The sequence below is a fragment of the Chitinophaga sp. CCNWYY40 genome (assembly GCF_037483205.1).
In the GTDB taxonomy this organism is placed as follows: domain Bacteria; phylum Bacteroidota; class Bacteroidia; order Chitinophagales; family Chitinophagaceae; genus Chitinophaga; species Chitinophaga ginsengisegetis.
In genome coordinates this window covers 805,797-827,913 of record NZ_JBBHLF010000004.1, presented here as the reverse complement: position 1 = coordinate 827,913, position 22,117 = coordinate 805,797, and the positions used below count along the sequence as shown (strand labels likewise).

Below are 22,117 nucleotides of genomic sequence, written 5' to 3'. Positions count from 1 at the left end.
TGTACAAATGTAATAAAAATGCATTGGCATTATTTTTTCTCTTTCCCCGGTATGAAAAGAACTTACGTTTATCCCGCCATACTCCTGTTGCTCATTGTGGTATTTACCCTGGGCTACTGTCAGCAACAACGCTACGTGCGCAAAGTGCTGTCTGAAAACCAGCGCCTGTGGAACGAAAACCGTGATCTGCGTAAAAGTCTTGATCAATCCGGGGCCGTGTCCCAACAAATCACCAATCACCAGGAACTCCGCCAAAGGGTAGCCGGCCAGTTTATAGAACGCAGGGCTTATTACCGGCGAAACTGGCAGCAGTTCATTGCCGTTACCGCCGGCGATTACCGCACCGGGTTGCTGGGAGGTATAAAAGACCTGGATATAATCGTGAGAAATCAAACAGAATATCCGCTGGACAATGTAGTAGTCAGCGTTTCCTACATGCGCAATAATAATGAAGTATTTAAAACAGAACGATATACCATCAGTAATATTCCGGAGAAAGGTACCCGCAGCATTGCAGCCTCCAACAGCCGCAAGGGAAGCAAGGTAGCCGTAAAGCTGATCAGCATTACCAGTCAGCCGATGAACTTCTGCTGGGCAGCCGATAAACCCGCTCCTGCCGGCAACCCCGATCCGTTCGAATGTGTGCCGTCCGCTAAAAATGTACCCGCACCACCGGCACAGGATAATCAGTAACTTAGCCGCATGATCCGGCTAGTACCTACCACCATCGCCGATGAAGCGATAAAAAATCTATATGAAGAAGCCTTTCCCGAAGAGGAAAGAAGACCCTGGAACCAGCAGTTATCACTGGTAGCATCCGGAAAGCTGCAGCTATTGCGTATTGTCCGTGAAGATGCTTTTGCGGGTTTTATATTTTACTGGAACCTTCCTGCATTCAGCTTTATAGAACATTTCGCTATCCATCCCGCTGCAAGGGGAGGAGGCGCCGGTACACAGGTAATGCAACTGATGGAAGCACAACTGAACGGAATTGTGCTGGAAGTAGAACCGCCTGTAACGGAGCAGGCTATACGTAGAATTAAATTTTATGAACGCCTGGGTTACCAGACTTTTGCTGAATCCTATTACCAGCCCCCGTATTATCCCCACTATCCGCCGCTGGAACTGCGCCTGATGCAGAAAGGATTACTGCCGGCCGCGGCAACGTTTCCTGATATTAAGAACCAGTTATATAAATACGTTTACAACAAATAAAAAAAGTACGAATGATATACAGGGCATTAATGATGTAATCTCACAAACATCTTTGCCGCTGTTATCATTCGTACTTTCATTATATCAAAGGAGGTTTATCCTACACGTGAAGGACGTTCCCCCTGTTGTCTGGGCTGTTCCTGTTGCCGTTGGGGTTGTTGCTGCTGCTGTTGTTCCCTTTGAATCCTTTGCTGTTCCTGCTGCTGTTGTCTTTGCTGCTGTTGCTGTTGTTGCTGTTGTTCCCGCTGTACCCTCTGCTGTTGCTGTTGCTGCTGTTGTTGTTGCTGTTGTTGAGCCCTTTGCTGTTGTTGCTGTTGTTCCCGCTGTACTCTCTGCTGTTGCTGTATCTGCTGTTGTTGTTGCTGCTGTTGTACCCTTTGCTGTTGCTGTTGTTGATCTCTCTGTATCCTCTGCTGTTGTTGCTGCTGCTGTTGCTGTTGAACCCTTTGCTGTTGCTGTTGTTGCTGTATCTGCTGCTGTTGTATCCTTTGTTGTTGCTGTTGATCAGCAGTCCTGTCAGGCGTTACCCTTGATGGTCTGTTAAAGTTGCCCGGCGTATTATTATTCGCCGGATTTGTTGGATTCACCGGTTGGGTGGTAGTTCCCTGTCTTACCCTTCCTCCATTGTTATACGGAGGTATATTCCCGGTGTTATTATTCGCCGGCTGATTCACTTCACCAGGGCGTACCCGGTTACCACCGTTGTTATTATTCCCCGGGTTATAATTCCCTGGTTGGGTAGTATTACCCGGTGTAACACGGCCTGGACGGTTGTTGTTATTGTTATCTACCGACTGTACCGGTCTTGTACGGTCCACTTCACGTCCCCGCTGAATAGCTGCGGCATCCGGGCGGTAAATACGCAATTGATTATTTTCCAGTCTTCCTCCTGTACCCGGTCTGTTGGTGTTTTCCACTCTTACTGGTCGTACTGCCTGGCCTGAATAACGTTGCACCTCATTGGCGCTCGGGCCGGCATATACTCTTCTTCCTCCGTAATTGTTGGTGTTGTTGATAACAGTGGTATTGTTAATAATGGTAACGTTTCTGCTGTTATTAACATAGTAATTATTGATCCGCGGGCTGTTGATGTACTGCCGTGGTACAAATGCCCAATAGCTGGCCGGCGCATTGTATGAATATTGCGGTCCCATTGGCGCCCATCCATAATAGTCGCCACCTGTTCTCCAGCTAACCCATGCCGGACCCCAGTCGTAACCTGGTACCCACATCCAGCCCTGGAAGTCGTCGTATAACCAGCGGCCATAGTGGAAGGCTGCCCAACCCCATGAGTAATCAGATACCCAGGTCCAGCCGTAGTCGGTGTATACCCAGTGTCCGTTTGTATAGTAAGGGCGGAAGTCTGGGCCTGCATTAGGGATCCATACCCTGTCATATCCGGGATAGCTTACCCAGCGGCCGTAAGGACTCAATTCATCATAAAAGGAAATAGATCCGCTCACCTGTACCTGCGGTCCGCTGGAATAGGAAGAGCCATATTGATCATCATATCCGGGTGCATATGTAGATGCACAACTGCTGACGAAAAAGCCTATAAATAAAAGTGATATTCCTGTGTGTTTTAATAAACTGTTCATAACTCCTGTTTTTTAGTCCTGAGAGGTGTTGTTGTTTGTAAGACTCTGGAGATGTAATGAATGCTGTGGTAAAATTGTATTTATATCGACAAGCATTTTTTTATGGTCTGTGAATAAAGTATAGAAGGCGGAATCATTTTAAATTGTTAAAGGATTATGTTAAAATTTTTATAACGCTTTTCTGCAGTTACCGCGCTATATACAGTATAAGACAAAAATGATTCCAATTTCGTAACCGCTGTAAGAGCTTGCATTACAGCGGATAACAGAAGCATATACGGAATAATAAAACATTCCTGTAATATTGCAACAGCTCACTTAAATTCAAAGATGGCTTCCTTTTTCAGTATTCATCATATTTTCTTTACAACGCTGGGGTATTCCGTCAGTTATGTGGAGTTTATAGGTACCGTTACCGGCTTATTGTGTGTATGGCTGGCTGCAAGAGATCATATCCTCACCTGGCCGGTAGGATTGATCAATGTGAGTTGTTTCTTTGTACTGTTCTGGCAGTTGCAGTTGTATGCAGATATGTTCCTGCAGGTATACTTCTTTGCCACCGGCGTGTACGGATGGATCTTCTGGTACAGGAAGCAACCGGAAAATGAACCCGTGTATGCACTGTCAAACCGTTCCCGCTGGTGGCTGGGAATCGCTGCGCTGCTGTTGTCTGCCGCTACGGGTTATATTATCAGCCGGCTGCACCTGTGGTGGCCGCGCGTATTCGAACATCCAGCGGCATGGCCTTATACCGATTCACTGGTGGCCGTTTTAAGCGTGATCGCCAATATCCTGCTGGCTAAAAGGATCTGGGAAAACTGGCTGCTATGGGTAACGGTAGATGCTATAGCTACCTTTATTTATTTTCAGAAAGATGTAAAGTTTCTTGGAATAGAGTACTTTATTTTGTTCATCATTGCCGCTATGGGACTGGCAAAGTGGTGGAAAACATACCAACAACAACTCATCAATAAATAACCCTATGCTTACTTTTAAACAAAAGCTCCGTCGTGTAACCCTTACGTTTATAGCCGTTTTTGTAGTAATGTTCCTGTGCAGGATCACGTATGGCTACCTGTATAAAAGCCGCCAGTACGAGGAATCCGGTGGTGGTGATTTTTTATCCGGCGTAATGAAACACCGGAAGAATTATGCGTCTGAAAAAGTAAAAGCGTTCAATCCGCAGAATAATGCACCGGATATGATCTCCGGTAATCAGAAGTATGAAAAGGTAGCCAACGTGCGGGCGAAATCATCACAGTTTTCAGAAGATGAAAAACTGCTGCACCGCACCATCAAAAAATTCGATGCCATTGTGCAGTACGAGCAGCAATCCGGCAACAGCGGGAACCGCCAGGTACAAATGCTGATAGGTGTTTCGCCGGAAAAATTCGACTCGTTTTACCAGGCAACACAAGGGATCGGTGAAATCAAATCTACCGAAATAACCAAAACAGATAAAACCAGCGAATACCGTAAACTCAATGCCCAAAAGGTTTCCCTGGAAAATTCATTGGTTTATTTTAATGAACTGAAAAAGAAAGAAGGAAAAATAGAAGACTTTATCCAGCTGCATAACCAGATCTATGAAGTGGAGAAGGAGTTACAGGGCCTGGGAGTAGAACTGGGTAACTTTGCAGAAGAGAATGAGTTTTGTACCGTGCAGTTCTCCATGTATGAAGGCGCTGCCGTGAAAGGCATTGCTTTTATTACCCGTGTGAAAGTAGCGCTGGAATGGACTATCAAATACTATGCAGTGCTGGTAGCGGCAATTTTCTTTACCGCAGGAGGCGCGTGGTTTTTACTGAAATTGTGGGAACTGGTGAATGGCTGGATCCTGTCTCTTAAAAAGGATTAAAATAAAATGGCGGAGTCCCCACTCCGCCATTTTGTACTTACACGGTGTACTCACCCACTTTTGTGCCGTCGTCTCTCAGCATGGTTAATACCAGTTTCTGCTGATCGGCTTTTATCTTTATCAGGGTACGATTCCCATCTTTTGGCCCGCCGCCAATAATAAGCGGGTATTCATGCTGTCCTTTTGCCGGGGCATACACACCGTATTTGTGGGTATGGCCGCAAATGAGGATATCAATTTTATGTTTGTTAAAGAGGCCGCCAAACATTTCGCGGCAATGTTTTACGCCATGCCATTCGCCGGATTGATAGTGCGGGATGTGCATCATCACTACCTTATGTTTTGCTTTCCGGAAAGCAGGGCTTTGCAGCTGTTGTTCCAGCCAGCGGGCCTGTTGTTCCCGGTAGGCGTCGAAGTCAACGATGCCTGCATATACGGGATGTTCATCTTCTTTATCTTCTCCTGTATCCAGCACAATAGCCGACACAGGGCCTATGTTAAACGTGAAATAGTTGTTGTGGCCCGGGTTATCAAAATACTGGTGCCATTCCCGGGCATATTTGCCACGGGTTTCGTGATTCCCCCGCACATACATGAACGGGGTTTGTGTGGAAAAGGTATCGCCGCAGGGAGTGAGCATATGGTCAATGATCTGTTGCTCATCGGCCTGGTAGTCAAATACATCTCCGTTAAAAAACACGAAATCATACGGATCATCACCGTTCAGCTTCATCAGGTGAGGGATAGAAGCCGGCCGGTCGTGGATATCATTAATGATTACCCAGGAAACTTCCTTCGCCTGCGGATCGGGGGCCGTAAAAGTATAGGTAGCGCTTTCTATCGTTTCGCCATAGGTGAGCTTATACGGTTCAAAGGAAACAATATCTTTTGAGCACACCTTATAACTATACTTTTTCCCCGGCTCCAGCTGGTCCAGCTCTATGCGGTGGAGGCGGTTATTGGCGTCTACCAGTCCGTTGGTAACCCGGTGTGCTTTTTTGTTCAGCTGGCCATCTGTTCCATATTCCACCCAGCTGTAGCAGGGGCGGCTGGTGAGCCACATCACGGAAATGGTGTGCGGGCCGGGATACTGGAGATAAGGTTTGCAGAGAAAAGTGTGTTCTGGTGCTGCTGTGGGTGATGTTGCTGACAGGATGCCAGCTTTGGCGGCGGACGGTACAATTCCGGTGATGCCAAGTAATCCTGCTTTGGAAAGGTTGCCGAGGAATGACCTTCGGGATTGTTCACTGTTTGATTTTATCATATTTATATATTGTATATATCAGGATAGCGATTTAAAAATAGCAAAGGAATTAAGAAAAGGAAGGTATTTTTATATGAATGGCGCCTGTCTGTACACGTTATTTATGAATAATGAAAAAGTATAATTTGATAGGCTGCGCTTTACATTGCCGGGGTATAAAACTTTATTAATGATAAAATCGGCGAAAAATGCGGTGGGAAAAGGTTTTTTTTCATCATTAGCGTTTTGATTTTCACCCATTAACTCTTACCTTTGCGGCAAATTTTGGAAACTGTATACAATGCAATTGTGTGCGGTTTTTGGAACAGTAACATTTTAGTATTTTTATAAACCTCTTTAAAAATATGCCTAACACAGGTAAGATCAAACAAATTATCGGTCCCGTGGTGGACGTGCACTTTGATGACAAATTGCCCGAAATCTACAGCGCATTGGAAATTACCCGCGAAAATGGTCAGAAGGTAGTATTGGAAGTACAGCAGCACCTGGGTGAAGACAGTGTTCGTACAGTGGCGATGGACTCCACCGACGGTATGGTTCGTGGCATGGCTGTAGTTGATAAAGGCGCGCCTATTAAAATGCCGGTTGGCGACCAGGTGAAAGGACGTTTGTTCAATGTGGTAGGTGAGGCGATTGACGGTTTGGGTGATATCGATGCTTCAAACGGTTACCCTATTCACCGTGAGCCGCCTAAATTTGAGGATCTGGCTACCGAAACAGAAGTACTGTTCACTGGTATTAAAGTAATTGACCTGATCGAACCCTATGCAAAAGGTGGTAAAATCGGTTTGTTCGGTGGTGCCGGTGTGGGTAAAACTGTATTGATCCAGGAACTGATCAATAACATCGCAAAAGGTTACGAAGGTTTATCCGTATTCGCCGGTGTTGGTGAACGTACCCGTGAAGGGAACGATCTGATGCGTGAAATGATCGAAGCAAACATCGTTAAATACGGTGACAAGTTTAAAGAATCAATGGAACACGGCGACTGGGATGTTGCCGCTGTAGATAAAGAATTACTGAAACAATCACAGGCTACGTTTGTGTTTGGTCAGATGAACGAACCACCGGGAGCACGTGCGCGTGTAGCCTTGTCCGGTTTAACACTGGCAGAATATTTCCGTGATGGAGATGGCACTGCAGGTGGTGGTAAAGACATCCTCTTCTTCGTAGATAACATCTTCCGTTTCACCCAGGCAGGTTCTGAAGTATCCGCACTGTTAGGCCGTATGCCTTCTGCGGTGGGTTACCAGCCAACACTGGCTACTGAAATGGGTCTGATGCAGGAACGTATCACCTCCACTAAAAATGGTTCCATCACTTCCGTACAGGCCGTTTACGTACCTGCGGATGACTTAACGGATCCGGCTCCGGCTACAACCTTCTCCCACCTGGATGCTACCACCGTATTGGATCGTAAGATCTCCGATCTCGGTATCTACCCGGCTGTGAGCCCGCTGGACTCTACTTCCCGTATCCTGTCTCCGGCTATCGTGGGTGAAGCTCACTATAACTGTGCACAGCGCGTGAAAATGATCCTGCAACGCTATAAAGAACTCCAGGATATCATCGCCATCCTCGGTCTGGATGAATTGAGCGACGAAGATAAGCTGACAGTATCCCGTGCACGTCGTGTACAACGTTTCCTGTCCCAGCCTTTCCACGTAGCAGAACAGTTCACCGGTCTGAAAGGCGTACTGGTTCCTATCGAAGAAACTATCCGTGGCTTTAACATGATCATGGACGGTGAAGTAGATGAGTATCCTGAAGCAGCCTTCAACCTCGTAGGTAACATCGAAGCAGCTATTGAAAAAGGTAAGAAATTACTGGAAGCAGCGAATAACTAATTAAGTCAATGATCCCGGTTCCGCCGGGATCATTACCCTTCACCATTTACGATCATCAACATGCTATTAGAAGTATTAACACCTGAAAGAAAAATATATGCCGGAGAAGTGTACGGAGTACAACTGCCGGGCATTGACGGTTCTTTTGAAATACTGGATAAACATGCGCCATTAATTGCAGCCCTCGGAAATGGTAAAATGAAAGTGCTGAAAGATAAAGCTCATGCAGAGTTCTATACCATCAGCGGCGGATTCGTGGAAGTGTTGCGCAATAAGGCTACCGTACTCGTAGAAGGCGCTGTAGCAGTGGAAAAATAAGCATACCAGCAAAATATAATAACCAGGCCGGGTAAGAATACCCGGCCTTCGTTTTGTCCTAACTATTCCAATCTTAGATGACCCGGTTAAGGACAGGACTGTCCACCGGGATTTCCTCCTATTCATTATGTACAATACATTACCTGCACGGCTATACGGGATAGCCGCAGTAACTACATGTACATTAATAGACAGCCTCATCAAGGCTGTTTATATTACCTAATGAATATGCCTTTGACGATAATCAGTTAGTGATCAGGTAAATGCTGGTATCGGTCTATAGAAGGAGCAAACAATTTTCATAGGTTTTGCCTTCATAGGTGTATCTTATCGGTTATTAAATTACCTGAAAACGGGCTATGTAGCTGGTTTGATTCACCAATTACTTTAGCAAGATATTTAATTTGTTTTAAATAAACAGCATTCACCCTGTTCATTTTTCACTTTAAATACCAAGCCCAGCCCATCTCCTTCTGTGTCAGAATATTACCATTAATTTAAGGAAGGATCAATTGGATAATTTGCCATCATGGCAAAGGTACTGCCAAGATTTTTAAGGGATTGCTGCCATATTTGCTGCTCCCTGCGCTCAAATATCAGTGAAGTATCGGTGTCAGACAGGATCCAGGATTTCTCCTTTACCTCTTCATCCAGCTGACCCTCGGTCCAGCCGGAATAACCAATAAAGAATTTTACCTTATTAGGCTCCAGTAAACCCTTATTGATGGCGTCCACCACATGGTCAAACCTGCCACCCCAGAACACGCCAGGCAGTATCTCCTGCCCGCCGCCGATCAGCTCCGGATGCCGGTGCACAAAATGAATGGTATCCATCTGTACAGGACCGCCATAATACACCGGGATATTACTAATCAATACCTCAGGCACAAGATCACTAAGCGTTTGATCAAACAACTTATTGATTACAAAGCCAAAACTGCCTTTTTCCTGGTAATCACAAAGGAGTACTACCGTGCGCGCAAAATTTGGATCTTTCAAAAATGGATCAGCTATCAGCAAAATGCCGGGCGACAAAGTTACCATAGACAAACAATTTTATAGCCTGTTCAAATTTAACTAAATGATTGAATAGTAAAGAAAAAAGAAAATTAAAGAGGAAAGTAGGAAAAATAAAAAAAGGAGGCTAGAAAACCTCCTTACCATTTTATCAACCAAAATCTAAATCGCTTATGGAACGAATCCACATCGATGTATGTAGAAAGTTTAATTACTTTGTTATGATCCTGAACTAATCAAATTTAGTACCAAGATTCTGAAGCAGAAGAAGAGGAAAGAAGCATTAATAAAATCAGCAGTACCCAGTTAAAATTACGTTAAAGTGATGTTGTATTGCGGAGAATAAGCACAGAGGCAATATGCCGTCTGGAATTTTGTATCATAGTTGCTATAGCAAACATCTTTTTTAACATATTTTAATATTTCTATGCGCTTATCTTTGAGATAATTAAAGCCTGACAAAAACTTACATGATACCACTGAAGAAGATTTTCCCCGTCATCGTTATCCTGATCACTTTGTCCCTGCTCGGAATCATCTATATCCAGGTCAGCTGGATTATCAGCGCCGTGCATATCAAACAGGATCAGCTCTTCCAGCGCGCCGTGAGTATGTCAAGAGACGTATACAACGATATGATGTACCGCCGCCAGGCTGCTATCATGTTTAAGCTCGACAACAAGGAAGGAACCGCCACAAAAGGGTTTAACCTGGATATCAACCGCGTACCCCAATACAGCGTGCCCTCCGTTAGCGACTTCTTTACTGTGCAGGAAGTGAAACGGTGTATTCAGAACAATATGAGGAAAAATCACCTCGATAGCTCCAGCTTCGAATTTGCTATCATCGGCACCGTACCAGGATCAGAATTCGGTACCATCCGGATGCAGTCTGCCGGCTTTGAAAAGATGTTCCAGCAAAATGAAGCAGACAGCATCAAGGAAAAGAAAGACTACCGGGTACAGGTAATCCTCCTCTCGGAATCCAACGATTTTAATCCACGGGCGGAAAAGCTTTACATCATCATGCCCAACGATGATTCGGTAGCCAAACAATTAGGGATCATGATCTCGGGTGGCGTGCTGTTTACCATGATCATCATCACGGCATTTGCACTCACCATCCGCACCCTGCTGAACCAGAAAAAACTCTCGGAAATAAAATCGGACTTCATCAACAATATGACCCATGAACTGAAAACACCCCTGGCCACTATTTCCCTGGCCATCGATGCGATCAGGAATGAGAAAGTGATGTCAAAACCGGAAAAAATCCAGTATTTCTCCGGCATCATCAAAGAAGAAAATAAACGCATGAACAAACAGGTGGAAAGCATCCTGCAATCCGCCCTCCTGGAAAAAGACGAAATAACGCTGAAGCTCCAGGCTACCGATGTGCATAACGTTATCCAAAGCACCGCGGATAACCTCCAGCTGCAGCTGGCCACCAAAAATGGCGTGGTAGATCTTCAGCTGGATGCCATCAACCCCATCATCATGGCAGATGATGTACACTTCTCCAATCTCATCTTCAACCTGATGGATAATGCCATCAAATATTCCAACGATCAGCTGGAGATAAGAATACAAACTTATAATACCCGCAAAAGCCTGTTCATCGTGATTGCCGACAACGGTATCGGTATGAGCCGCGATACTATTTCACGTATCTTTGAAAAGTTCTACCGCGCACATACCGGCAACGTACATAACGTAAAAGGCTTCGGTCTCGGACTCACTTATGTAAAGGCCATTGTAGACGCGCATAAAGGAAAAATTAAAGTGGAAAGCGTAGTCGGTAAAGGAAGTAAATTTACTCTCGAGTTTCCGCAGGAACTGGATAAAGGATAAAGCATATGATACTGAGTGAAAAAGAAATACAGCATTTCAAGAATCCTATTGCAGTGCCGGGTATGGGCATCAGCATGCAGGAAAAACTGAAGGAAGCCCGCGTACTGGTAGTAGGCGCCGGCGGCCTCGGAAGCCCGGTGATACAATACCTCAGCGCCAGCGGAGTAGGCGTAATCGGCATCGCGGACTATGGTGTGATCAATGATGAAGACATGCACCGTCAGCCCATCTACCAGATGCAGGATATCCGCAAACACAAAGCAAAAATGGCTGCCAGCCGCCTCTGGGCAGTAAATCCATATACAAAACATTATCCTATTCTCATGCAGGTAAAACCCGATACCATCAATATGATGCTGGTAGGGTTCGATCTTGTGATAGACTGTACCCAGCATCTGCCCACCCACCTGGTGATCAACGATGCCTGCCTGGTACACAACAAACCTTACATCACCGGGGAAGTACATAACTGGATGGCCTGGTTCGCCGGCTTCAATATGCCCATGCCGGATGGTACCACCTCCGCTTCTTACCGTTGCGCATTGCCGCTCACAGAAGAATACCGCAATTTTGATGCAGGAGCCATTGGCGCTACCCACGGCGCCCTCGGCACCCAAATCGTTTGTGAAGTAGTGAAATACCTGATCGGTGTTCCTGCAGGCATCGCCGGTAAATTTTATGGCATCGATTACCTGCATAACCAAACCCAGGTACACGACCTGCAACCGGATACAGCAACGATAGAAAGCATCCGCGCAGCCGGAGTCCTCTCCGCAGAGGAATACGGCCTGGAGATCGTTCCGGATGTGGAAGATTAGAAATTAAAGCAAAAGGGGAAGACCACCGGCCTTCCCCTTTTACTTTAATTACGTTAGTCCGTTTCCGTTATATCTCGGACAACACTGTTTTAGCCCCTATCTTCAGTTCATGCTTCACACCCAGTTTAAGCGAGTAGTTCGCCGCCTGGTGCCCGCTCGGGAAACCAAAACAAACAGGGAATTCGTAGTCTTTTACCATATTGCTGATAATTTCATATTCAGACTGTCCGAAAGGAGTATCCGTTTCCTTGCCATCTGTGAAGGCGCCCACTACCAGCCCGGCCAGTTTGTCGAGCCACCCGGCGCGTTTCAGGTTATACATCATCCGGTCTATGTTATACCGGTATTCACCGATATCTTCCAGCAGCAGGATCTTTCCTTTGGTATTGATTTGTGAAGGCGTACCCGAAAGGTTGGCCAGGATCGATAAATTACCGCCTACCAGTATCCCGGTGGTTTTCCCTTCCTTGTTCAGCGGATGCGCCGGCGCGGAATAGCGGTAAGCTTTCCCTCTCAGCGCTGCTGCCAGGCTTTCTGTATATTCATTATCAAACGTCTCGGGCGTAATACCGCTGCACATCACGGAATGCAGCGTGGCAATGCCAAAGTGCCGCTGCACATGCGAGTGCAGGGTGGTAATATCACTGTAGCCGCAAAGCCATTTCGGCTGTTTCCGGAAACGGGTAAAATCCAGTTTATCAATGATACACACCATGCCGTAACCACCACGGCCAAATACAATTGCTTTTATCTCCGGATCATTCAGCATATCCTGCAATTCTTCCAGCCGCAGTTCATCCGGCGCAGAGAAATTATGAAAGCTGGTTCCTACAGTAATACCGAGGTGTACACGGTACCCCCAGGAAGTGAGCACGCCACGTGCATACTCCGCTGCCTGCAGATCCATTTTGCTGCTGGAGCAGGTAATTCCGATCAGATCACCTTTTTTCAAATATGGCGGAATTTTTACCATTGTTCCTTTTGTTTACCTTTGCAGATTAGTTAGCGTAAATTCATTCTTTATTCGCTGACTAAGGTGATAAATTGTTATGGTGATTCCAAAAACAATCACTGATTTAAAGTTTATTTAAGCATTCTTTAAGAGAATATGGCAAAATTTAATAGATATTTAATAACTGCGGCATTACCGTATGCCAATGGCCCGGTGCACATCGGACACCTCGCCGGCTGCTACCTGCCTGCAGATATTTATGTACGTTATTTACGTGCAAAAAAGGCAGATGTAAAATTTGTTTGCGGCACAGATGAACACGGTGTTCCCATCACCATCAAAGCAATGAAGGAAGGCGTGAGCCCGCAGGATGTGGTAGATAAATACCATAAGATCATCGGCGACAGCTTTGCTGCAATGGGGATCTCTTTCGATATTTTTGCCCGCACCAGCGCTCCCATACACCACCAAACCTCGCAGGACTTTTTCCTGAAGATGTACAACGATGGCCTGTTTGAAGAAAAAGAAAGCGAACAGTTTTTTGATCCGGAGAAAGAAATGTTCCTGGCAGACAGGTATATTATCGGCACCTGTCCTAACTGTGGCAACGATAAAGCCTATGGCGACCAATGCGAACGCTGTGGCAGAACCCTGAGCCCCGATGAACTGATCAACCCGCATTCCGCACTGAGCAATGCACCACTGGTGAAAAAGAAAACCAAACACTGGTACATGCCGCTGCAGAACTACGAACCGTGGCTGAAAGAATATATCATTGATGGTCATAAAGAGTGGAAGAACAACGTATACGGTCAGTGCAAAAGCTGGCTGGATAGTGGCCTGCAAAGCCGCGCCATGACCCGCGACAGCAACTGGGGCATTAAAGTGCCGCTGCCTGATGCAGAAGGCAAAGTATTGTACGTATGGTTCGATGCACCTATCGGTTATATCTCCGCTACAAAGGAACTGACCGACAACTGGGCAGACTACTGGTGTAAAGACGATACCAAACTGGTGCACTTCATCGGTAAGGATAACATCGTTTTCCACTGTATCATTTTCCCGGCCATGTTGAAGGCACACGGCGGATTTGTATTGCCGGACAACGTACCTGCCAACGAATTCCTGAATATAGAAGGCGAAAAAGTATCCACCTCCCGTAACTGGGCCGTGTGGGTAAACGATTATATCGAGGACTTCCCTGATCAGCAGGATGTACTCCGTTATGTACTCTGCGCTACCGCGCCGGAAACAAAAGACAACGACTTCACCTGGAAAGATTTCCAGGATCGTAATAACAGCGAGCTGGTGGCCGTTTTCGGTAACTTTGTAAACCGCGCGATGGTGCTCATGCATAAGCTGTGCGGCGGAAAAGTACCCCCGTTGCATCCTGAGTTCATGAACGACGGCGACACCGAAATACTAAAAGAGTTCGGCCTTGCAAAAGAGAAGATTGAAACCAGCCTCGAAACATACCGCTTCCGGGAAGCATTGTCTGAAGTGATTGAATTTGCCCGGAAAGGCAATCAATACCTCCAGAAGAATGAACCCTGGATCCTGGCCAGTGTACTCGAAAAGCTGAAGAGTGGAGAACAGCACGCCAAATACCCGCAGTACGAAGAAAAGGACATCGCCTTTTTACAGGGCCGGATCGATATTTGCCTGCACATCGCATTGCAGATGACGGCCAACCTGGCGATCTTCTCCCACCCGTTCCTGCCGTTTACGGCTAAAAAGATCTGCCACATGCTGAAAGTGGTGGACCGTATGCTGGATTGGGAAAACGCCGGCAGCGATAAACTGGTGAACGTAGGCTATTCCCTGCGTCCGCCGGAGTTGCTGTTCAAACAGGTGGAAAATGAGCAGGTAACTGCCCAGGTGGAAAAACTCCATGCAGGCTTAAAACAGGCGATGGATGCCGCCGCGGCAGCCGCGCCCGCCGAGGAAGAAGCCCCGCCCGCCCCTGCAAAACCTGAAATTCAATACGACGATTTCGCTAAGCTGGACCTGCGCGTAGGCACCATCCTGCAGGCAGAAAAAGTAGCCAAAGCCGATAAATTACTGAAACTGCTGGTAGACATAGGTACTGAACAACGTACCGTCGTTTCCGGCATCGCTATGCACTTCAACCCGGAAGACATTGTAGGCAAACAGGTGACACTGGTGGCCAACCTGGCTCCCCGCAAAATGCGCGGAATCGAAAGCCAGGGCATGATCCTCATGGCGGAAGACAAGGGTAAGCTCGTTTTCGTAAACCCTGCGGAGGCGATAACGCCGGGTAGCGGAGTGAGCTGAAATCAGCCAGGGTAGAGGGTTTCCAGATCAAGTCCACATCCCCTCCACGTCACCTCCATGTACACTCCACGGATACTCCGTGTGTAAAGCATGTGCAAAGCATATGTAAAGCAGGTGCGAAGCAGGTGTACAGCGGATAGGGGGCAGGTGCGAAACCATTCAGAACACTTTATAAAGCCGATACAATTTTGTATCGGCTTTATTTTTATATGTAGATTAATATATGTTTATCTGGCTGCATCTGAAATATCCCCAAATTGTTAAGCTCCAGCCAATTTTATCTCTCTTTACAAAAAAGTATTACAGAAATCGTGTGCCCCCTGATGATGGAACTCCAAAAAATGCTAAATTCAAGGATCGGTAAATTTAAGTTACAAATGCTGGAAGCTCCGCGTAATGAATAAAAAGCTGACAGCTAAAAGCCAAAGCAATGAGACACATCAACAAAGTAGCCGTTTTAGGTTCGGGGGTAATGGGATCAAGGATTGCCTGTCATTTTGCAGGAATAGGTGTACAGGTTTTACTGCTGGACATAGCGCCAAAGGAACTCAATGAGGCAGAAAAGAAAAAGAACCTGCCACTGGATAGTCCCGCTGTGAAAAACCGGATTGTGAACGACGCCCTGCAGGCCGCCATAAAATCCAACCCATCGCCCGTTTTTACCAAAGATGTGATCAAACGCATTAAAACAGGCAACTTTACGGATGATATGAAACGTCTCGCGGATGTGGACTGGATCATTGAAGTAGTAGTGGAAAACCTGGATGTGAAGAAAAGCGTGTTTACGCAGGTGGAACAATTCCGGAAACCCGGAACACTCATCACCTCCAACACCTCCGGCATCCCGATCCACCTCATGACTGAAGGCCGCAGCGAAGATTTTCAGAAACACTTCTGCGGTACCCACTTCTTTAACCCGCCCCGCTATCTCCGTTTACTCGAAATAATTCCAACACCACATACAGATCCCGCCGTCATCGATTTTCTCATGCACTACGGCGATCTTTTCCTCGGCAAAACAACCGTATTGTGTAAAGATACCCCGGCATTTATTGCCAACAGGGTAGGCGTGTTCTCTATCATGGCCATCTTTCACATCATGCAGGAAATGGGCCTGGGCATCGACGAAATTGATGCACTCACCGGTCCCGTAATCGGCCGTCCTAAATCAGCTACCTTCCGTACCGCCGATGTGGTAGGGATAGATACCCTGGTGAAAGTAGCCAAAGGTGTCATGGAAAACTGCCCGCAGGACGAAGCCATCGGTATCTTTAAAATACCTCCCTTCCTCCAGAAAGTAGTGGAAAACAACTGGCTCGGCGATAAAACCGGGCAGGGCTTCTACAAGAAAACCAAAGGAGACGGCGGCAGCAAGGAAATCCTTACGCTGAACCTGCAGTCAATGGAATACGGGCCCAAACAAAGAGCAAAGTTTGCCAGCATCGATGCGGCCAAACCTATCGAAGACCTGAAACAACGCATCAAAGCGCTGGCAGGAGCTTCCGACAAGGCCGGCGAATTCTACAAACAATTCCACGCATTCCTCTTCTCCTACGTATCGCACCGCATTCCTGAAATAGCAGACGACCTGTATAAAGTAGACGACGCCATGAAAGCCGGCTTCGGATGGGAAATCGGGCCGTTTGAAACGTGGGACCTGCTCGGCGTGGAAGCATCCGTAAAACTCATCGAAGAAAAAGGACTCACCGTTGCCCAATGGGTAAAAGATATGCTGGCAAAAGGTATCACCAGCTTCTACAAAGTAGACAACGGCAAGAAATTATATTACGACGTAAGTACCCAAACCTACAAACCATTACCAGGAGAAGGACAGTTCATTATCCTGGAAAACTTCTCCAATAATGTAGTCTGGAAAAACAGCGCCTGCAACCTGATTGATATCGGCGACGGCGTGGTGTGTTTCGACTGGAAAACAAAAATGAATACCATCGGCGGGGAAGTGCTGGAAGGATTGAATAAGGCGATAGACCGCGCTGAAAAAGACTTCCGCGGACTGGTAGTAGGCAACGAAGGCACCAACTTTTCCGCAGGCGCCAACGTGGGTATGATTTTCATGCTCGCAGCAGAACAGGAGTTTGATGAGCTGGACATGGCAGTACGCCTTTTCCAGCGCAGCACCATGCGCCTGCGTTATTCATCGGTACCCGTAGTGGTGGCGCCACACGCCCTCACATTGGGTGGTGGCTGCGAAATGTGTTTACACGCCGATAAAGTACAGGCAGCAGCCGAAACATATATCGGGCTGGTGGAACTGGGCGTAGGGCTTATCCCCGGCGGCGGCGGTACCAAGGAAATGACGCTCCGCGCCAGCCTGGAATACAAGGAAGGCCGCATCGAGGAAGAACCCCTGAAAGATTACTTCATGACCGTAGCCACCGCAAAAGTGGCCACCTCCGGCTTTGAAGGATTTGATATGGGCGTGCTGAAGAAAGGACATGACGAAATTACCATGAACCTCAGCCGCCTTATTGCTGATGCCAAACGCAGCGTAATAGCATTGGCAGATGAAGGATATACCCGCCCCGTGGAAAGAACAGATATCAAAGTGATGGGTCGCGGCGCACTGGGTGCCTTACTGGCAGGCGTATACGCCATGAAGTTTGGTAACTATATTTCAGAACATGATCAGAAAGTTGCAAATAAACTCGCTTATGTGATGTGCGGTGGCGATCTTACAGAAGCCTCCTTTGTAAGCGAACAATACCTGCTGGATCTCGAAAGGGAAGCCTTCCTGAGTTTATGCGGCGAACGCAAAACGCTGGAACGCTTACAAAGCGTGATTAAAACGGGCAAACCCGTACGAAATTAGAAACTGTTATTTTAATGTATGGGAAATGTAGTGAAGATTAGCCATAAGATCATTCGCTGCATTTCCCTTTTTATTTTCATCCTTTAGATTTTACTCCCGTGCCAATTCTATCCTTACAAAACATTTCCAAAAAATACGGAACGGTGCAGGCATTGTCAGGTGTTTCCTTTGATGTGCCGGCCGGTAGCGTGTTCGGCGTATTGGGGCCTAACGGCAGCGGCAAAACAACCCTGCTCGGCATTGTTACCGATGTACTCAAAGCAGATACCGGCAGCTTCACCCTTTTTGATAAAGCGCCTTCCGCCGCGGAACGCCGGCAAATAGGTACTTTGCTGGAAACGCCCAATTTCTATCATTATCTCAGTGCATACAAAAACCTGGAAATCTCCGCTGCTATCAAACAGCGCGGGAAAGATGACATCGCAAGAGTACTGGAGATCTGTGGCCTTACGCAACGCCAGCACTCGGCCTTTAAAACGTATTCACTCGGCATGAAGCAACGGCTGGCCATTGCCGCCGTTTTACTCGGCGACCCCGATGTACTCATCCTGGACGAGCCTACCAATGGCCTCGATCCCTCCGGTATCGCGGAAGTGCGGGAGCTGGTGCGTAAACTGGCAGACAGCGGCAAAACCATTATCCTCGCCAGCCACCTGCTCGATGAAGTAGAAAAGGTATGTACACATGTGGCTATTTTGAGAAGCGGGCAGTTATTGCTGTCAGGCCCGGTACACACGGTGATCAGTCGCAACGATTTTGTGGAACTCTCCGCAGCAGACAACACGCAGTTACAGGCGGCCATGCTCCGGTATCCCGGTTGCACCGGCGCCGAAATACAGGGCAACATCGTGAGGGCTTTTTTCGCTGAATCTCCCGATGCGGCGGCCATCAACAGTTACTGTGCCCAACAGGGCATCTGGCTCAGCTACCTGCAACTCCGTAAGAAAAGTCTTGAAACCGCATTCCTGGAAATCACCAATATCGCCGCATCATGAAACAGATCATCTATACCGAATGGCTCAAAGTAAGGAACTACCGCACCTTTTGGGTAATGCTCCTGCTGGCGCTGGTGATTATTCCCGCAGGCAATTTCATGGTGGCCGACAAACTCAGCGGAAACCTGGAACAGATAAGCAAAATGCTTGGCAATCCCTTCAGCTTCCCGGACGTATGGCTCACAATGGCTTCGCTGAACAGCTATATCTCCGCGCTGTTCGGACTACTCCTGATTATCCTGGTTACCAATGAATATACGTACCGTACCAACCGCCAGAACGTAATCGACGGCTGGGAAAGACGCCAGTTTGTATACGCCAAATTATTCTGGCTGGTGGCTATTTCCGTGCTTACATTGGTGGTGGCCACTATCAGCGGCGCCCTGGTGGGAATCATTTATGGCAACAAACCCTTCAGCCTGGAAGGATATCATTACATGCTGTACTACTTCCTGCAGTTTAATGTGATGCTTACCATCGCCCTGCTGATAGGTGTGTTGGTGAAACGGGCCGGGCTGGCCATCGTGCTTTTTGTGGCTTACAATATGATGCTGGATCAGCTGTTGTCGTTTATCGTAAAAAGAAATGCCGGAGCTATTGGCGGCCTGCTGCCGCTGCAGAGCGGCGACGAGCTGCTGCCATTTCCACTGGTGGGTAAAATGGTATCCACCGGCGATCAGTACGAAGCCTATGTGTATGTAACAGCCATGATAGCCTATATCGCACTGGGCATCTACCTGGTTTTCAGGAAAATATTAAAATCCGATCTGTAGAAATATCCATATATTTCACATTCTTTTAAAGCGAAATGTTTGGCAGAGAGCTTAAATTTGTTGAGCAAAGAAAAAAGGCGAACTATGGCAAAACAAGAGCGGGTTATACTGGTAACAAACGACGACGGCATCACGGCGCCGGGCATCCGGGCGCTGATAGAAGCAGTGAAGCCTTTGGGTAAAGTAGTGGTGGTAGCGCCGGATAGTCCGCAGTCGGGCAAAGGACACGCCATTACCATCGGTGTTCCTTTGCGATTGGAAAAGGTGGATATCTTTGAAGGAATAGAAGCCTGGCAGTGCTCCGGTACACCGGTAGACTGTGTAAAGCTGGCCCGCGATAAAATCCTGCATGGTAAACCGGATATCTGCGTGAGCGGTATCAATCATGGCGCCAATCATTCTATCAACGTGATTTATTCCGGCACTATGTCGGCCGCCATGGAAGCGGCCATAGAAGGCATTCCTTCCGTAGGCTTCTCGTTTCTGGAATACAGCTATGATGCTGATTTTTCGCTGCCCAAAAAAGTAGCGCACAATGTTACCAAAAGAATGCTGGAATCCGATCTGCCACCTGGTACCCTGTTCAACGTAAATATTCCGATAGTGGATGAAAAGAATTTCAGGGGACTGAAAATCAGCCGGCAGGCAGATGCCAAATGGGTGGAAGAATTTGATGAACGCCGCGACCCGCACGGTAAAAAATACTACTGGCTCACAGGAGAATTTAAAAACCGCGATAACGGACAGGATACAGATGTGTGGGCACTGGAAAATAATTACGCCTCTATTGTACCGGTGCAGTTTGATCTCACAAATTATTCATTGAAAAAGAAGCTGGAAGAAGATTGGAAAGACCTGTAAACATTCGTTATATCGCCATCATAATTACAGTATGTTAAAAAAAGACAATCTTCCGTTAGGAATTTTACTGGGGTTTTTAACACCCCTGTTTGCGTTTTTCCTGTATTACTTTTTTGTTATCAAGCCACATAACAACGTGGGACTGGGACAGTTCCTCGGTATCCTGAAAGACAATAAACAAATGATTCCGAAGCTCACCAGCATCTGCCTGTTACTAAACGGACTGGTGTTTTTCCTGTATACAAGAAAACGGCTGGATATCACTGCCAAAGGCATTTTCCTGATGACCATGCTGTATGCCATTGGCATATTATTACTCAAACTGATCAGATAATTTTTAATCAAAGAATATTGAAATATTACATTATTGCAGGAGAAGCGTCAGGTGATTTGCATGGCAGCAATCTTGTAAAACAAATAAGACAGCTAGATACGTCTGCGGATATACGTAGCTGGGGAGGCGACCTGATGGAAGCCGCCGGCGCCCATGTGGTAAAGCATTACAAAGAACTGGCCTTTATGGGTTTTGTGGAAGTGGTGATGAACCTCCGCACTATTTTAAAGAATATAGAAATTTGTAAGAAAGATATCGCTGCCTTTAAACCGGATGTACTGGTGCTGGTAGATTATCCCGGCTTTAACATGCGCATTGCCGAATGGGGCAAACAACAGGGATTTAAAATAGTGTATTATATTTCCCCGCAGGTATGGGCCTGGAAAGAGAACAGGGTGAAAAAACTCCGGCAGTATGTAGATAAAATGTTGTGCATCCTCCCGTTTGAACCCGAATTTTATCATAAATGGAATTATGAAACGGAATACGTAGGACATCCTTTGGTGGAAGTAATTAAAGCTGCCAAAGAACAGCCTGCTGATGCGCCGTTATCAGATAAACCCGTGATCGCCGTATTACCGGGCAGCCGTAAGCAGGAGGTGAGCGTAAAGCTGCCTATCATGCTCACTATGGCGAAACACTTTCCGCAATACCAGTTTGTAGTGGCGCAGGCCCCCAGCCTGGACGATCATTTCCTGGAAAGCCTTACCGGTCAGCATCCCAACGTGTCGATGGTAAAAGGACAAACCTATAAGTTACTGCGCCAGGCAAAAGCCGCATTGGTAACCTCCGGAACAGCCACGCTGGAAACAGCTTTGTTTGGAGTGCCGGAAGTAGTGTGCTATAAAGGAAATCCTATTTCGTACTTCTTTGCCAAACATCTCATCAAAGTAAAATATATCTCCCTGGTAAACCTGGTGATGGATAAACTGGTAGTGAAAGAATTGATTCAGCACGACCTCACAGAAGAAAACCTGTTGAAGGAATTAAACTCGTTACTGAATAATGAAGCCGCCAGAAGCCGCGTGATGAAAGACTATGCAGAGCTGTGGCATAAGCTGGGAGAAAAGGATGCTTCCCGCCGCGCAGCAGAAGTGATCTACGAATACGCCATCGCCTAGTGACGCCTGATCAGCCTGATCACCATGATAATAATGGCGATTATAAAAAGTAACAAAGAAATTCTGTTCATCCCATGCATCATCGCCACGTAACGTGTTTTTGGTGCATTGGGATCCTTCTTACCGATATACAGATACCTCAATATTTGTTGCCAGATACTTTTCATCTCC

The 22,117-nt window shown here is 46.8% G+C and carries 20 protein-coding genes; 15 read left to right on the top strand and 5 right to left on the bottom strand.

The window, feature by feature from the left end:
• The first annotated feature begins 51 nt into the window (after positions 1-51).
• Both V7S65_RS18090 and V7S65_RS18085 read left to right on the top strand, forming a co-directional pair.
• Positions 52-693 carry a hypothetical protein gene (locus tag V7S65_RS18090; protein WP_336387463.1) on the top strand — a complete coding sequence of 214 codons (642 nt, stop codon included), beginning with the start codon at positions 52-54 and terminating at the stop codon, positions 691-693.
• 9 nt (positions 694-702) lie between these two features.
• On the top strand, positions 703-1,215 hold the full coding sequence (locus V7S65_RS18085) for a GNAT family N-acetyltransferase (protein WP_079469465.1): 513 nt from the start codon (positions 703-705) through the stop codon (positions 1,213-1,215).
• Between the two features lie 95 nt (positions 1,216-1,310).
• Here V7S65_RS18085 and V7S65_RS18080 read toward each other — a convergent pair whose 3' ends face one another.
• Positions 1,311-2,813, bottom strand: coding sequence for a DUF6600 domain-containing protein (locus tag V7S65_RS18080; protein ID WP_336387462.1), 1,503 nt, complete (start codon positions 2,811-2,813; stop codon positions 1,311-1,313).
• A 330-nt stretch (positions 2,814-3,143) separates the two neighbouring features.
• Here V7S65_RS18080 and pnuC point away from each other — a divergent pair, with 330 nt between their 5' ends.
• Together pnuC and V7S65_RS18070 are read left to right on the top strand one after the other, a co-directional pair.
• On the top strand, positions 3,144-3,791 hold the full coding sequence (pnuC, locus tag V7S65_RS18075) for a nicotinamide riboside transporter PnuC (RefSeq protein WP_079469463.1): 648 nt from the start codon (positions 3,144-3,146) through the stop codon (positions 3,789-3,791).
• A gap of 4 nt (positions 3,792-3,795) precedes the next feature.
• Positions 3,796-4,671: a DUF4349 domain-containing protein gene (locus V7S65_RS18070; RefSeq protein WP_111576760.1), complete on the top strand. Its 876-nt coding sequence runs from the start codon at positions 3,796-3,798 to the stop codon at positions 4,669-4,671.
• A gap of 37 nt (positions 4,672-4,708) precedes the next feature.
• Here the strand turns inward: V7S65_RS18070 and V7S65_RS18065 are convergent, their stop codons facing one another.
• Positions 4,709-5,935 (bottom strand): metallophosphoesterase family protein, encoded by a 1,227-nt coding sequence (locus V7S65_RS18065; RefSeq protein ID WP_336387461.1) that lies wholly within the window; start codon positions 5,933-5,935, stop codon positions 4,709-4,711.
• 344 nt (positions 5,936-6,279) lie between these two features.
• Between V7S65_RS18065 and atpD the strand changes: the two genes are divergently transcribed.
• Both atpD and atpC read left to right on the top strand, forming a co-directional pair.
• A complete protein-coding gene (gene atpD / locus V7S65_RS18060; protein WP_079469460.1) occupies positions 6,280-7,782 on the top strand; it encodes a F0F1 ATP synthase subunit beta in 1,503 nt (500 codons plus the stop codon).
• 60 nt (positions 7,783-7,842) lie between these two features.
• Positions 7,843-8,100 (top strand): ATP synthase F1 subunit epsilon, encoded by a 258-nt coding sequence (gene atpC / locus V7S65_RS18055; RefSeq protein ID WP_079469459.1) that lies wholly within the window; start codon positions 7,843-7,845, stop codon positions 8,098-8,100.
• Between the two features lie 492 nt (positions 8,101-8,592).
• Here atpC and V7S65_RS18050 read toward each other — a convergent pair whose 3' ends face one another.
• A complete protein-coding gene (locus tag V7S65_RS18050) occupies positions 8,593-9,144 on the bottom strand; it encodes a YqgE/AlgH family protein (protein ID WP_079469458.1) in 552 nt (183 codons plus the stop codon).
• 443 nt (positions 9,145-9,587) lie between these two features.
• Between V7S65_RS18050 and V7S65_RS18045 the strand changes: the two genes are divergently transcribed.
• Together V7S65_RS18045 and V7S65_RS18040 are read left to right on the top strand one after the other, a co-directional pair.
• On the top strand, positions 9,588-10,967 hold the full coding sequence (locus V7S65_RS18045) for a sensor histidine kinase (RefSeq protein WP_336387460.1): 1,380 nt from the start codon (positions 9,588-9,590) through the stop codon (positions 10,965-10,967).
• A gap of 5 nt (positions 10,968-10,972) precedes the next feature.
• The gene (locus V7S65_RS18040) at positions 10,973-11,785 is read left to right on the top strand and encodes a HesA/MoeB/ThiF family protein (protein WP_111576758.1); all 813 of its coding nucleotides are present in this window, start codon (positions 10,973-10,975) and stop codon (positions 11,783-11,785) included.
• Positions 11,786-11,852: 67 nt separating this feature from the next.
• Here V7S65_RS18040 and V7S65_RS18035 read toward each other — a convergent pair whose 3' ends face one another.
• Positions 11,853-12,737 (bottom strand): S66 peptidase family protein, encoded by an 885-nt coding sequence (locus tag V7S65_RS18035; RefSeq protein ID WP_336387459.1) that lies wholly within the window; start codon positions 12,735-12,737, stop codon positions 11,853-11,855.
• 156 nt (positions 12,738-12,893) lie between these two features.
• Between V7S65_RS18035 and metG the strand changes: the two genes are divergently transcribed.
• The 7 genes from metG (at position 12,894) to lpxB (ending at position 21,946) form a co-directional block, all read left to right on the top strand.
• Positions 12,894-15,032: a methionine--tRNA ligase gene (gene metG, locus V7S65_RS18030; protein WP_336387458.1), complete on the top strand. Its 2,139-nt coding sequence runs from the start codon at positions 12,894-12,896 to the stop codon at positions 15,030-15,032.
• A 430-nt stretch (positions 15,033-15,462) separates the two neighbouring features.
• Complete coding sequence (locus V7S65_RS18025; protein ID WP_111576756.1) at positions 15,463-17,862, top strand: 3-hydroxyacyl-CoA dehydrogenase/enoyl-CoA hydratase family protein; 2,400 nt, start codon at positions 15,463-15,465, stop codon at positions 17,860-17,862.
• Positions 17,863-18,005: 143 nt separating this feature from the next.
• Positions 18,006-18,857 carry an ABC transporter ATP-binding protein gene (locus tag V7S65_RS18020; protein ID WP_227024407.1) on the top strand — a complete coding sequence of 284 codons (852 nt, stop codon included), beginning with the start codon at positions 18,006-18,008 and terminating at the stop codon, positions 18,855-18,857.
• Entirely contained in the window at positions 18,854-19,630 is a 777-nt protein-coding gene (locus V7S65_RS18015) for an ABC transporter permease (protein WP_111576755.1), read from the top strand. The genes V7S65_RS18020 and V7S65_RS18015 overlap by 4 nt, the downstream gene beginning before the upstream one ends.
• An 84-nt stretch (positions 19,631-19,714) precedes the next feature.
• The gene (surE, locus tag V7S65_RS18010; protein WP_079469451.1) at positions 19,715-20,491 is read left to right on the top strand and encodes a 5'/3'-nucleotidase SurE; all 777 of its coding nucleotides are present in this window, start codon (positions 19,715-19,717) and stop codon (positions 20,489-20,491) included.
• Between the two features lie 31 nt (positions 20,492-20,522).
• On the top strand, positions 20,523-20,825 hold the full coding sequence (locus tag V7S65_RS18005) for a hypothetical protein (protein WP_079469450.1): 303 nt from the start codon (positions 20,523-20,525) through the stop codon (positions 20,823-20,825).
• A 17-nt stretch (positions 20,826-20,842) separates the two neighbouring features.
• Positions 20,843-21,946 carry a lipid-A-disaccharide synthase gene (gene lpxB, locus V7S65_RS18000; protein ID WP_336387457.1) on the top strand — a complete coding sequence of 368 codons (1,104 nt, stop codon included), beginning with the start codon at positions 20,843-20,845 and terminating at the stop codon, positions 21,944-21,946.
• Here lpxB and V7S65_RS17995 read toward each other — a convergent pair.
• Positions 21,943-22,113, bottom strand: coding sequence for a DUF6728 family protein (locus V7S65_RS17995; RefSeq protein WP_310007521.1), 171 nt, complete (start codon positions 22,111-22,113; stop codon positions 21,943-21,945). The genes lpxB and V7S65_RS17995 overlap by 4 nt on opposite strands.
• Positions 22,114-22,117 lie beyond the last annotated feature (4 nt).